The organism is Myxococcales bacterium (genome assembly GCA_022184915.1).
Taxonomy (GTDB): domain Bacteria; phylum Myxococcota_A; class Polyangia; order Fen-1088; family Fen-1088; genus JAGTJU01.
The window spans coordinates 142,764-154,863 of record JAGTJU010000002.1 but is presented as its reverse complement, the minus strand read 5'-3'; the positions used below and the strand labels follow the sequence as shown (position 1 = coordinate 154,863).

Annotated in this window: 11 protein-coding genes; 4 read left to right on the top strand and 7 right to left on the bottom strand. The window is 67.1% G+C overall.

Annotation, left to right across the window (positions count from 1 at the left end):
- Positions 1-15: 15 nt before the first annotated feature.
- The 3 genes from KA712_08240 to KA712_08230 all read right to left on the bottom strand — a co-directional run bounded on the left by KA712_08240 (position 16) and on the right by KA712_08230 (position 5,129).
- Entirely contained in the window at positions 16-2,241 is a 2,226-nt protein-coding gene (locus KA712_08240; GenBank protein MCG5052935.1) for an NADP-dependent isocitrate dehydrogenase, read from the bottom strand.
- Between the two features lie 192 nt (positions 2,242-2,433).
- Positions 2,434-3,486 carry a Gfo/Idh/MocA family oxidoreductase gene (locus KA712_08235; protein MCG5052934.1) on the bottom strand — a complete coding sequence of 351 codons (1,053 nt, stop codon included), beginning with the start codon at positions 3,484-3,486 and terminating at the stop codon, positions 2,434-2,436.
- Positions 3,483-5,129: a DEAD/DEAH box helicase gene (locus KA712_08230; protein MCG5052933.1), complete on the bottom strand. Its 1,647-nt coding sequence runs from the start codon at positions 5,127-5,129 to the stop codon at positions 3,483-3,485. Before KA712_08230 ends, KA712_08235 begins: the two co-directional genes overlap by 4 nt.
- A 97-nt stretch (positions 5,130-5,226) precedes the next feature.
- Between KA712_08230 and KA712_08225 the strand changes: the two genes are divergently transcribed.
- A complete protein-coding gene (locus KA712_08225; GenBank protein ID MCG5052932.1) occupies positions 5,227-6,510 on the top strand; it encodes a hypothetical protein in 1,284 nt (427 codons plus the stop codon).
- Positions 6,511-6,529: 19 nt separating this feature from the next.
- On the opposite strand, the gene KA712_08220 is transcribed toward KA712_08225, so the two are convergent.
- Positions 6,530-6,703: a hypothetical protein gene (locus tag KA712_08220; GenBank protein ID MCG5052931.1), complete on the bottom strand. Its 174-nt coding sequence runs from the start codon at positions 6,701-6,703 to the stop codon at positions 6,530-6,532.
- Positions 6,704-6,897: 194 nt separating this feature from the next.
- Here KA712_08220 and KA712_08215 point away from each other — a divergent pair, with 194 nt between their 5' ends.
- Complete coding sequence (locus KA712_08215; GenBank protein ID MCG5052930.1) at positions 6,898-7,449, top strand: hypothetical protein; 552 nt, start codon at positions 6,898-6,900, stop codon at positions 7,447-7,449.
- A gap of 43 nt (positions 7,450-7,492) precedes the next feature.
- Here the strand turns inward: KA712_08215 and KA712_08210 are convergent, their stop codons facing one another.
- Entirely contained in the window at positions 7,493-10,306 is a 2,814-nt protein-coding gene (locus tag KA712_08210; protein ID MCG5052929.1) for a glucosidase, read from the bottom strand.
- A gap of 173 nt (positions 10,307-10,479) precedes the next feature.
- Here KA712_08210 and KA712_08205 point away from each other — a divergent pair, with 173 nt between their 5' ends.
- Together KA712_08205 and KA712_08200 are read left to right on the top strand one after the other, a co-directional pair.
- Positions 10,480-10,905, top strand: a complete 426-nt coding sequence (locus KA712_08205) for a hypothetical protein (protein ID MCG5052928.1) — start codon at positions 10,480-10,482, stop codon at positions 10,903-10,905.
- A gap of 59 nt (positions 10,906-10,964) precedes the next feature.
- Complete coding sequence (locus KA712_08200) at positions 10,965-11,399, top strand: thioesterase family protein (protein ID MCG5052927.1); 435 nt, start codon at positions 10,965-10,967, stop codon at positions 11,397-11,399.
- A 60-nt stretch (positions 11,400-11,459) separates the two neighbouring features.
- Here KA712_08200 and KA712_08195 read toward each other — a convergent pair whose 3' ends face one another.
- Together KA712_08195 and KA712_08190 are read right to left on the bottom strand one after the other, a co-directional pair.
- The gene (locus KA712_08195) at positions 11,460-11,780 is read right to left on the bottom strand and encodes a hypothetical protein (GenBank protein MCG5052926.1); all 321 of its coding nucleotides are present in this window, start codon (positions 11,778-11,780) and stop codon (positions 11,460-11,462) included.
- Between the two features lie 130 nt (positions 11,781-11,910).
- Complete coding sequence (locus KA712_08190; GenBank protein MCG5052925.1) at positions 11,911-12,090, bottom strand: hypothetical protein; 180 nt, start codon at positions 12,088-12,090, stop codon at positions 11,911-11,913.
- Positions 12,091-12,100 lie beyond the last annotated feature (10 nt).

Genomic DNA, 12,100 nt, shown 5'->3' with positions numbered 1-12,100 from the left:
ACACCCCCGCGCCCGTCAGAGGCCATCGATGATGGCGTTCAACGTCCCGCTGGGACGCATCGCGCGCGCCGACAAAGCCTCGTCCGGGGCGTAGTAGCCACCAATGTCCTGGGGCTTGCCCGCGCTGGCCGCCAGCTCGGCCACGATCTTCGCTTCCTGACCCCGCAGCGCCTGCGCGACCGGGGCGAACCTGGCCGCCAAGGCCGCGTCGTCCGTTTGCGCGGCCAGGGCCTCGGCCCAGTAGAGCGCCACGTAGAAGTGGCTTCCCCGGTTGTCGAGCTCACCCGCCTTGCGACCAGGGGCCTTGTTCTGCATGAGGTACTCGGTGTTCGCCGCATCCAAGGTCTTGGCCAACACCGCCGCACCCGGGTGGTGTTCCACCTCGGCGAGGTGCTCGAACGACACGGCCAGGGCCAGGAACTCACCCAGGGAATCCCAGCGCAGGTGGCCCTCGGCGAGGAACTGTTCGACGTGCTTCGGAGCCGAGCCGCCCGCGCCCGTCTCGAACAGCCCCCCCCCGTTCATCAGGGGCACGATCGACAACATCTTGGCGCTGGTGCCCACCTCGAGGATCGGGAAAAGATCCGTGAGGTAGTCGCGCAAGACATTGCCGGTGACCGAGATGGTGTCTTGGCCTTCTTTGAGACGCTGGAGCGAAAGGGTGCACGCCTTGACCGGCGACAGGATCTGGATCTCGAGCCCGCGCGTGTCGTGCTCGAGTAGGTAGGCTTTCACCTTCTTGATGAGCTCGGCGTCGTGCGGACGGTTCTCATCGAGCCAGAAGACGGCGGGGGTCGACGAGAGCCGCGCACGGGTCACCGCCAACTTCACCCAGTCGCGCACGGGTGCGTCCTTGACCTGGCATGCGCGCCAGATGTCACCCTGTGACACGGCGTGGGCCATGAGCTCCTTGCCGCTGGCGTCCACCACGCGCACGGTCCCGGCGGCCTGGATCTCGAAGGTCTTGTCGTGAGACCCGTATTCCTCGGCCTTCTGAGCCATGAGTCCCACGTTGGGCACGCTGCCCATCGTGCGCGGATCCAGGGCTCCGTGCGCCTTACAAAAGGCGATCACGGCCTCATAGACCCCTGCGTAGCTGCTGTCGGGAATCACGGCCTTGGTGTCTTGGGGCTTGCCCGCTGCGTTCCACATCTGCCCCGACGTGCGAATCATCGCGGGCATGGATGCGTCCACGATGACGTCGCTCGGGACGTGAAGGTTGGTGATGCCCTTGTCGGAGTTCACCATGGCCAGCGGCGGGCCCTTGGCATAGATGGCCTCGATGTCCGCTTCAATCGCCTGACGTTCGGCCTCGGGCAGTTGGCCCAGCTTCGCGACCAGATCCCCAAAGCCATTGTTCACGTCCACTCCGAGTCGGTCGAAGGTGGCACCGTGCTTTTTCCATAGGTCCTCGAAGTACACGCGCACGGCCTGACCGAAGATGATCGGATCGGAGACCTTCATCATCGTGGCCTTGAGGTGAAGCGAAAACAGCACACCGGACGTGCGAGCGTCATCGACCTCGCGGGCCAGGAAGGCCACCAGGGCCTGCTTGCTCATGAAGGTACCATCGAGGATCTCGCCCGCTTGAAGCTTGATGCCGTCCTTGAGCAAGGTGACCTTGCCGTCGGTGCCCACGTGCTCGATGCGCACGGTGGTGGCGGCCGCCACCGTGACGGAGGTCTCGTTGTGGAAGAAGTCGCCCGCGTTCATCGTGGCCACGTGCGTCTTCGAGCTCGCCTGCCAGGCGCCCATGGCGTGCGGGTTCTTGCGCGCGTATTCCTTGACCGCCCGGGGCGCGCGGCGATCCGAGTTGCCTTCACGCAGCACGGGGTTGACGGCGCTGCCCTTCACCCGGTCATAGCGGGCCTTTGCGTCCCGCTCGGCGTCGGTCTTCGGCTCGTCGGGGTAATTCGGCAGCGGATAGCCCTTGCGCTGAAGCTCGGCGAGGGCGGCCTTGAGTTGGGGCACCGAGGCGCTGATGTTCGGCAGCTTGATGATGTTGGCTTCCGGGGTCTGGGCCAGCGCCCCCAGCTCGGCCAGATGATCGGGCACCCGCCGCCCCTCGGGCAGCTGGTCCGCGAACGTCGCCAGGATGCGCCCCGCAAGCGAGATGTCACGGGTCTCCACGCTCACCCCCGCCTGGCGGGAGAAGGCCCGCACGATGGGCAGAAAGGAGTCTGTGGCCAGCGCCGGGGCTTCGTCTGTCTTCGTGTAGATGATGGTGGATCGCTTCGTCATGGGCTCGTCCCTGACTATCACGGATTGGCCCCCAGGTCGCCCCCCCGAAAGCGGCGGCCCCTGCCCCGCACCGTCACGGAGTGCCTTCGCAACGCCTGGCGCCTTGCGGCGCGGCACCTGGGGCACGCGCCGTGAAACGCCCGCGGCCTCCCTAGGTGGCAGCCGAAAACGAAACGCAGCGAAACGCCGTGTTCACGCAGCGCCAGTCACGTCGTCAGAATCCGACCTAGGGGGCATATGCACCCGCCCCCCTCGACGGCTCGATTCGTAGGCCGCCTCCACGAACGCCACCGCCGCCGCGCCCTGCTCTGCCGTCACCAAGGGGGGGCGCCCCGCGCGCAGCGCTTCGCGCAGGTCTTCGTATTGCGCCTGGTGGTAGCGCGCGCTCGGCAGGGCCGCGCCGTCGGGGCGCACGCTCTCTTCCTCGCAGGGCAAAGGCGCTTCGACGCCGGGCACGTGCCAGGCCGTCACGCGGGTGCCCGCCAGGCACAGACTGCCTTTTTCACCGTGAAAGGCCAGCGTGGGAGGAAAACCCGGGCAGATACTGGTCGAGGCCATCACGGAGGCGAACGCGCCTGAGCGCAGCCGCGCGAGCACGAGCGCGAGATCCTCGGCTTCCATGTCGTGGGTCTGCGTGGCGGTCTCTGCCACCAGCGAATCCGCCGGCCCCGCCAACCACAAGAGCAGGTCTACGGCGTGGATGGCCTGGTTCATCAAAGCGCCCCCGTCCTCGGCCCACGTGCCCCGCCAGGACGCCGAATCGTAGTACGCCTGGGTGCGAAAATAGGGACACTTGGCTTCGACCCACAAGAGCTTCCCGAGCGCACCGGCCTCGAGCACACGCTTGGCGGCCAGGTGCTGGGGCTCGAAGCGCCGTTGCGACACCACGGACAGCACGCGCTCGCAACGCTTCGCCTCGGCAATGAGCGTTTCACAGTCGGCAAGCGACAGGGCCATGGGCTTTTCGATGAGCACGTGTTTGCCGGCGCGCAACGCCGCTAGCGCCAGGCGCGCATGCGAGCCGCTGCTCGTGAGGATGGTCACGAGCTCAACCTGCGGGTCGGTGAACACCTCGGCCTCATCGTGTACGGCACGACACCCGGCCTCCCGGGCGCGCCGCAGGGCGGCCTCGGGGGTGCGCGACCACAAGGAGACGAGCTCGAGGCCCGCCACCGCCGCGACGGCCCGCACGTGAATGTCACTGATCGCACCACTGCCCATGAGGGCCACTCCAAGGGACATCATTTTCCTTTCTTTTCGGAGAAGGGCGACCTGGGGAGTCTCTCCCATAAAGCTTTTTGCAACCGCTCACCAAGGCCACCGAGCTGCCGCCAGGGGGCGGTGGGGAGGGCTGACGCCGCCACCGCCCGCCCCCCCGCCTCAATCTCGAAGTCCACCGCGGCCACGGCGTCCTCGAGCCGCGATGATCGCGTCTGGAACGTGCCGTTCATCATGATCTCCCACACCTTGCCCCGCCCGGGGCGCTTCAAGATGACCACCTCGGCGACGCGGCCGGGGGCCTCTTCGAAATGCAGGCCCAGGCCGAACCGTCCCAACGAAAACCAGGCGTTGACGGAGATCGCCCGCACTTCCTCGTGCACCTCCAGCGTGAGCGGATCGAAGGCCGCGGCCCGCGCCTGAATCTCGGGCAGCGTGACGGCGCCGGCCTCCAGCTCGAAGCCAGGGTGATCAAACGCAATCTGCTGCCAGGCGCGCCACGCCGCCCGCGCATCGCCGCCTTGCAGGTCGAGATCCCTCGGCGCCCCGAACAGCGACGGCAACGTACACAGGCTGAGCTGTGACACGTCGACGAAGTCGAGAATCAAGCAGTCTTGCTTGCCGGGGAAAAGCCGCGTGCCGCGCCCCACGCACTGGGCGTAGAGCCCCTCCGAGCGGGTGGGGCGGGCCATCGCCACGCAGGACACCCCCGGGTCGTCGAACCCTTCGGTCAAAACGGCCACGTTCGTCAGCACCTGCGTCCGGCCGGCGCGAAAGTCGGCCAAAGCCCGCGCGCGCGGCTCGGCGGCCATCGCGCCATGCACGAGCCCCGCCGGCACACCCAGCAGGTTCAAGGAGCGGCAGAGGTTGCGGGCGTGGTTCACGGTGACACAGAACGCGAGCGTGCGCCGATCCCGTGCCAGCTCCTGGATGGAGCGCGCCACGAGGGCGTTGCGCTCTTCGATGTCCACCGCCGCCTCCAGTTCGTCTTCGCGAAAATCGAGCCCCGTCGCCGCGAGACGCGACAGGTCCGCGGAGGTCGAGATGCGATAGCCGCGCAGAGGCGCCAAGTACCCGTCCTCGATCATCTCGGGCAACGTGCGTGTGTAGACGATGCGCTCGAAGATCTCGTCGAGCCCCTTGCCGTCACCCCGCGACGTGGTAGCGGTAAAGCCCAGCAGCGTGCCCGTCCACGCAGGATCGAAGGCGCCCAGTTGTCGCAGCACCCGCCGGTTGTCGTCGGCCGCGGCGTGGTGGCACTCGTCGTAAATCACGAGCCCCACGTCGCGTCCCCGCAGCACACGGGCGAGCCGCTCCTCGTGCAGCGAACGCACAGAACAAACCAAAATCTTCGCTTCGGCGGGCGCCCGCGCAGCGCCCCGTTCGATCGCCACCACCCGTTGCCCAGCCAGGGCGGCCTCCAGCTTGGCCCGCGCCTGATCCAGGAGTTCCTCGCGATGGGCCAGCACCAAGACCTGACGCCGGGCCAGCTTGGCCAGCTCGGAAAACACCACCGTTTTGCCCGCACCGGTTGGCAAGCACACCACCATCCGCCGCACGCCGTCCCGGCGTGCGCCGAGCACGGCGGCGATCGCTTCGCGTTGGTAAGGGCGAAGGGCAAGCGGGCCAGACATGGGGGAAGCCTCGTTCAAAACCGCGCGTGATGCCATCGGGAATCTCATCGCGTGCGCAGGCCCAGGGGCACCGGCGCACAGCCCGCGCCTTGCCCGTGCCCCGAGCGCGATGATAAGTACCGGGAACCCGCCCGTGGGCCATCGCTTTTCAGGAGCTGCCGTGCTTCGCTTCTTGCCCTTCCTGTCCCTTTCGTCCCTCCCGCCCCTCCCGATCCGCCTTGGCGCGCGCCTCTGCCTTACGGGCCTGCTCGCAGCGCTCGCGCTCGTGCCGGCCTGTCGCGCACAGAAGGCCCTGCACGTGCCGAAGGCGCCCCCGGCGACCCTGCTCGTGGGCTGCGACGGCAAGACCATCCACGATCCCGAGACCGCCCTCACCGCGGTGGCCCCCTCGGGCGATCGGGTGCTCGTGTTCGACGTCTCGGCCCCGGCAGCGCCTCGCCTTGCCGGCAGCGTCGCGGTGGGCAATTCCGTGTGGGGCCCGCCCACGAACCTCGCCTTGGCCCCGGCAGGCGCCTTCGCGCTGGTGGCGGACTCCATGCGCAACGTGGAGCAAGAGGGCGCCTTCGTCGCCGTGGCCAAGGACGAAGTTCACCTGATCGATCTGCGGGCGCAGCCCATCGCCTGGGTCGGCAGCGTGACCGTGGGCCTTCAGCCCTCGGGCGTGGACATCAGCCCTCACGGTGCGCTCGCGCTCACCGCCAACCGTAAAGGGCAAAGCGTGTCGCGCGTGGCGCTCGGCTTCGTGGGGGAAAGGCCCACGGCCCGTCATCTCGGCGACGTGGACGTGGCCGGCCAGGCGTCGGACGTCCGCTTCACACCCGACGGCAAACGGGCCTTGGTGACGTTGTTTTCCGAGGCGGCGGTGGCGGTCCTGGACGTGAGCGGCCAGGACGTGACGCTCGCGCACCGGCTGGACGTGGTGCCAAACCCCTACCCCGTGGTGGTCGCGCCGAACGGCGCGTTCGCGCTGGTGGCCAGTATGGGTGCAAGCTCACCGTCCTCCGATGGGGTGGCCGACCCGCTCGGCGTGATCGACCTGGCGCTCACCCCACCGCGCATGGTGGCGCAGGTGCTCGTGGGCGACAGCCCCGAGGGCTTGGCGATCAGCCCCCAAGGCCTGCATGCGGCCACCGTGAACCTCACGGGGAGCAGCTCGAAAGCCACAGCGCCCGCGTACCATCGCAACGCCACCGTCAGCCTGCTCTCGCTGGCGCGAGGACCGCAGACGCTCGAGGTCCTGGACACGATCGAGGTGGGGGCGCTCGCCGAAGGCATCGCGTTTTCCGCCGATGGGCAGTACCTCTTCGTGGGCAACTTCAAGGACGAGACCCTGACCGTGCTGCGCGTGCAGGGCCGCGCGCTGGTCACCGTGGGGCCGCCCTTGGCGCTCGGGTGCCGGCCAGCGTCTTTGAAGTGAGGGGCCCCCTGCGGGGCGCCTAGTCGGTGGCGGATTCGATCACCTGCACCCAGTGGGGCTCGAGGCCCAAGGCCGAAGGCGCCGGGCGTTTCGTCTCGGACCGGAGCCCCTTGCGACCCGGCGGGCTGGTCTCGACCAACGCCAAGGCAGGCTTGAGGGTATCGGAGGGAGGGGAGACAACGGGCACGTTCATGGCGGCCCCGAATGAAGCAATGGACGTACCATCCCCCACAAGATGAGATTCCAGGCACTTACAGCGAAAGCGACCCTTGGTTGCCACTTGCTCTTCTCACTTGTGGGCCCATGTGCGAAGGAAACGTGGCGGTTACAGAGAACCCGCGGAAGCAGGGGGGTACCCTGGTCTGCCTTTTGCTAAACCGGTTGGCCATGCCCACCCTCTCCCCTTGCTTCATCGCTCTGCTCGCGATGGCCAGCGTGCTCGGTCCCCCCCGCAGCGCTCACGCAGAGGCCGTCGGTGAAGGCCCTGCCCCTTCGATGGAGGCGGTGGCCCTGCCCGCCACGTCTTCGACCGGGCAGCCCACGGCCATGCCCGCCTCCACGCCCGACGCCTGGGTGACGCCCGCGGCGAGCCCCCGGCCCGGCCCCACGCCCCCCCAGATGCTCGCGATACCCAGCCCCGTAAGCCCCGTGGCGGCCCTGGCCATCGAGTGGTTCATCCCCGGCGGCGGCAGCGTCTACGCCGACAATGGAACGGGCGCGGTCACCACGTGGATGCTGCTGGGCGCCGGCATCGCCAGCCTGCTGCTCGTTGTGTCGGACCCTTTCGAGGGGTCCGAGGCGCGCGACATGCGCCTCACCGGCGCCGTCTTCGGAGCTGGACTCCTCGCCGCGGGGCGGGTCCACGGCCTGGTCGACGCCTACACGAGCGCGCAACGAACCCAGACTCTGGCGCTCGAGCTGCAAGCCTCCCCGTGGTGAGGGTGGGGAAAACCTGTCAGACCTGTCGCGGATCGGTCGCGTGTCACTCTTCGCGCCAGGCAGGCCACCGCGCAGCTCCCCCCGCGGCGGGTTCCGGCGAAGCTTGGCGGGTGGTTTTCCAGGGGGGCCGACGCCACTCGTCGATGAGCGAGGCCACAAGCGATGACCAACCCGTCTGGTGAGCGGCCCCCAGCCCCTCCCCCGTGTCGCCGTTGAAGTACTCGTAAAAGAGGGGAAGGTCCCGAAAGTGGGGATCCTCGTCGAACTTGCGGCGGCCCCCATGCACCGGGCGGCGGCCGTGTTCGTCTTTGGTGAAGATGCGAATGAGCCGGTTGGCCTGGGCCTCCGCCAAACTCCTCAAGTCTTTTTCCGGCCCATCAACCCCGTTCTCGGGCACCTTCACGCCATCGCCCAGCGCCGTTCCGAGCTTACGGAGCGTCTCGATCACCAAAAACGCCGTGGGAAACCAGATGGGACCCCGCCAGTTCGAGTTGCCCCCCTTGAGTTTCGAGACCGACTCGGCGGCTTCGTAGCGCACCTCCGATCCGTCGAAGACAAAGGGCTTGTGTTCGTGAAGTTTCGAAAGGCTTCGCAAGCCGAAAGGCGACATGAACTCGTTCGGATCCAGCACGTGGCCTAGCACGTGGCGCAGCTGCGAGGTGTCGAACACCGTGAGCAGGTGGGTGGTTCCCGTGGGGCCCAAGAGCGGTTCACAGACGCCCTCGAGCATCGGCCGACGGTTCTGGAGAAACCAGTGCAGATCCGCGCGAAACTCCTCGAAGGGCTCGATCCACGCCTCTTCGAGCCGCTCCACCGCATAAAGCGGAATCAGCCCCACGAGAGAACGCAGCCGAAACCGCTCGAAGTGGCCATCTGGAAAGCGGAGCACGTCGTAGAAGAACCCATCCTTGTCGTCCCACAGGCTGTAGCTGCGGCCGCCCATGTGCTTCATGGCCGCCGCCACGTACACGTAGTGCTGAAAGAATTTCGTGGCCAGCCCCTCGTAGACCGGATTTTCGTGCGCCAGCTCGAGCGCCATGCGCATGAGCTGCAAACAGAACATGCCCATCCAGCCCGTACCGTCTGACTGCTCGAGCCGCACACCATCGGGCAGCGGGTGGCTGCGATCGATGACCGTGATGTTGTCGAGCCCCAAAAAGCCCCCCTCGAAGACGTTGTTGCCCTCGCGATCCACCCGGTTAACCCAGAACGAAAAATTGAGCATCAGCTTGTGAAAGCAACGCTCGAGGAACGCCCGATCGGCCTTACCGGTGCGGTGGCGTTCCATGTTGTACACCCGCCACACGGCCCAGGCGTGCACCGGCGGGTTCAGGTCTGAAAACTCCCATTCATAGGCGGGGATCTGACCTGACGGGTGCAGGAACTGCTCGAAGAGCAGGATCCACAACTGATCCTTGGCAAAGGCAGGATCCACCAGCGCCATCGTCACGGCGTGAAACGCCAGATCCCAGGCCGCGAACCAGGGATACTCCCACTTGTCGGGCACCAGCATGAGGCGCATCGAGTTCAGATGGCGCCAGTGGCCATTGCGAATCGACGCACGGTTTTTCGGGGGAGGCCAGTGGGGGTTGTCGCCCTCGAGCCAGCGTTCCACGTCCAATAGATAGATTTGCTTCGACCACAAGAGGCCCGCCAACGCCTGGCGCTGCACCAAGCACTCGTCGGCGCTGGCCTCGGGCGGGTGAACCGCGGCGTAGAACGCGTCCGCCTCGGCTTTGCGCGTGTCCACGATCTCGTCCACCTCGAGAAGCGGCGAAGGCCCAAGCGGCGAAGGGCTCGTGGGCGTCAGCCGCAAGCGTAGGACCACCTTGCCCAAGGCCGGAACCACCCGGTGGAAGTGAAAGGCGCTCTTCGTGCCCGTGTGGGCGGGGTTGACGGCGCAGCCCTCACCCTCCACCAGGTAGCGGTGAATCCCGTCTTTGGGGTAGGCGCTTTGGCTCTCGGCCCCGGGGCCATAAACCCGCGGGCCGTTGGTCTCGTTGTCGCAAAAGAGCGGCACACCATCGGCCTCGGCGACGAGGTAGCGGTCACCCAGGTGATAGGGCTGCAAAAGACTGTCGGGCGGTAGAGCTTCGTGATCGTCGCCGTGAAGGGACACGAAGCCTGGCCCTTTGGGACCCGGGCGCAAACGGGGCTTCGGACGATGGGCGCCCTCCCAGGCCCACGTGTTGCGAAACCAAAGGTGCGGCAGCACGTGCAGCGGGGCGGGCGAAGAGCTGCGGTTTTCCACCGTGATGCGAATCGCGATGTCGTCAGGACTCGCTTTCGCGTACTCCACGAACACATCGAAGTAGCGGTCGTCGTCGAAGATGCCGGTGTCGAGGAGCTCGTACTCGGGGCCCTGGCCATTGCGGCGTTGGTTCTCTTCGATGAGCTGGGTGTACGGGAACGCCTGCTGCGGATACTTGTAAAGCCACTTCATGTACGCGTGGCTCGGAAGGTTATCCAGGTAGAAGTAACACTCCTTGACGTCTTCGCCGTGGTTGCCCTCGGAGGGCACGAGTCCGTAGAGACGCTCCTTGAGGATGGCATCCTGCTCGTTCCAGAGCGCCAGCCCGAAGACCAGGATTTGGTAACGATCGCACAGGCCCGCAAGCGCGTCCTCACCCCAGCGGTACGCTTTGCTACGCGCGAGATCGTGGGGGAAGTGGCTCCAGGCGTTGCCGTCGGCGCTGTAGTCCTCGCGCACGGTGCCCCAGGCGCGATCCGAGACGTAGGGACCAAACCGGCGCCACGGACCAGGCTCGACCATGCGCTGGCCTTCGGCCGTGGCGCGCATACGAGCCCCGACCTCCAAGCTGGGGTGTTCGGCGGGCGGCGGAGGAGATTTGGGCATGTCGCCATAGTGCGGCGTAGGCCCCCCCTGCGCAACGGACAGGCGTCCGGTCAGGCCGGCACGGAACTTGAAGCAGGGAGGGAGTGAACGACGCGAATCCCTGCAACGCCGGGGGATTCAGGCGCATCTCAGTGTGGCGTGAGAAACACTATCCCCTGAAGGAGACGTTCGACATGGAAACCCGGGAATCAAGGACGAAGCAGACGCACACCCAAAGGCGCGGGCCCGCAAAGCGCGTGGCCAACCTTTGTTCCGCGTCGTTCGTACAGGTTCCGCCGTGGTTCACCGTGGCTGCGGCCCGCAAAGTGGCGCAAGCCAAGCGGGTCGACCACGTCCTGGTCGAACAGACCGGGGGACAGGTTGGCCTGGTGGCGCTGGACGCCCTGGAGGGCGCTCCTGGTCATCACATGGTCTCCCGCTGGGCCACGCCCACCCGGGCCGAGGTTTCCCCGCAGGCCAGCCGTGCGGAGGCGGCCACGCTGATGGAGGTCACCGGGTCGCACTGGCTGCCGGTCCGCTTGGGGGCCGTTCTGGTGGGCGTGATCACGCGCAGCTGCTTGACCGAGCGCCGGCCCGAAGCCGTTCGTTCGGCCGCCTGACCTCACGGAACCGCACGCCCCCGCTGGCACCCTGGCGCGAAGGGAACTACGTTCGCGCCATGGCCCGCGTGCGTATCGACCTGCCAGAGCTTTTTCCCTTCTCCACCGCCCTCGAGGTGCGTGTGACCGATCTCAACTACGGCAACCACCTGGCGAACGATGCGCTCTTGGCGCTCTTGCATGAAGCGCGGGTGAGGTTTCTGCGGGCGCATGGCATGCACGAAGGCGACGTGGGCGGCACGGTCCTCATCATGAACGATGCCGCTGTGGTTTATCGCGCCGAGGCCTTCGCGGGCGACCAGCTCCGCATCGACGTGGCGCTCGTGGACCCAAGCCGTGTGGGCTGTGACTTCGTCTACCGCGTGAGCCGCCCCTCCGACGGCAAGCTCGTGGCCGAGGCCAAAACCGGAGTGGTCTTTTTGGACCCTGTCAGCCGTCGCGTGGTCAAGCTGCCTGCGGGCCTGCTCTCCCTGATGACGCCCGCCGGGGCGTGAGGCGCCCTACTCATCGTAGGGCGTCCTCACGGGGCTTCCTCTCGGAAGCCCAGTCGAGCTTCAGACGCCGGAGGCAGCGTCGATGGCGGCGTCGCCCGCGGCCGCGTCGCCCATAGCAGCGTCACCCGGGGCCGCATCCCCCGCGGCGCTGTCAGGCGTTCCCGTATCGGCGGCGGAAGCGTCGCCGGGCGATGGATTCGTATCGGTCACGTTGGCGTCGCCGCCCCCATCCAGAACCGCCGCATCGGTGCCGCCTTCGGGGTCGTCGTCGTCACAGCCGGTCGCTGCCACGGCGGCCGTCAGAAGGCCGAGCAAGAGGGCCCGGCCCGCGTAGGTGAAAGTCAATTTGAGTCCGTTCGAGAAGTAAGTTTTGAAAGTCATGAGCAACCTGTGCCGCACAGCCTTAGCAACCTACATGCCGAACGATGACCCGCCGAAAACAGGCACTTCCGAGCCCCTCGGCCTTAACACCCTGACATTCCTGTCGCGCGTGCCGGGACGGGGGCCCAGATCAGCTCGCCCGCGCCTTGAGACGCCCCACGGCGAGCGACGAGGCGAACCACACGACCATGCCCACCGTCATGAGCATTTTGTTCGTTTCCAGAGGCAAGCGGCCCCACATTACCAGCAGGGACGGAATGACCGTGAGCCCCAATCCCAGGGCCCCGAGCGACTTGAGCAGCGTTACCATGCGGGACCTT

Excerpts from the sequence above, each read along its gene's own strand:
- KA712_08215 (MCG5052930.1), top strand. The coding sequence starts at position 6,898 with ATGCCCACCCTCTCCCCTTGCTTCATCGCTCTGCTCGCGATGGCCAGC.
- KA712_08230 (MCG5052933.1), bottom strand. The coding sequence starts at position 5,129 with ATGGCATCACGCGCGGTTTTGAACGAGGCTTCCCCCATGTCTGGCCCG.
- KA712_08210 (MCG5052929.1), bottom strand. The coding sequence starts at position 10,306 with ATGCCCAAATCTCCTCCGCCGCCCGCCGAACACCCCAGCTTGGAGGTC.
- KA712_08190 (MCG5052925.1), bottom strand. The coding sequence starts at position 12,090 with ATGGTAACGCTGCTCAAGTCGCTCGGGGCCCTGGGATTGGGGCTCACG.
- KA712_08200 (MCG5052927.1), top strand. The coding sequence starts at position 10,965 with ATGGCCCGCGTGCGTATCGACCTGCCAGAGCTTTTTCCCTTCTCCACC.
- KA712_08220 (MCG5052931.1), bottom strand. The coding sequence starts at position 6,703 with ATGAACGTGCCCGTTGTCTCCCCTCCCTCCGATACCCTCAAGCCTGCC.
- KA712_08235 (MCG5052934.1), bottom strand. The coding sequence starts at position 3,486 with ATGATGTCCCTTGGAGTGGCCCTCATGGGCAGTGGTGCGATCAGTGAC.
- KA712_08240 (MCG5052935.1), bottom strand. The coding sequence starts at position 2,241 with ATGACGAAGCGATCCACCATCATCTACACGAAGACAGACGAAGCCCCG.
- KA712_08195 (MCG5052926.1), bottom strand. The coding sequence starts at position 11,780 with ATGACTTTCAAAACTTACTTCTCGAACGGACTCAAATTGACTTTCACC.
- KA712_08205 (MCG5052928.1), top strand. The coding sequence starts at position 10,480 with ATGGAAACCCGGGAATCAAGGACGAAGCAGACGCACACCCAAAGGCGC.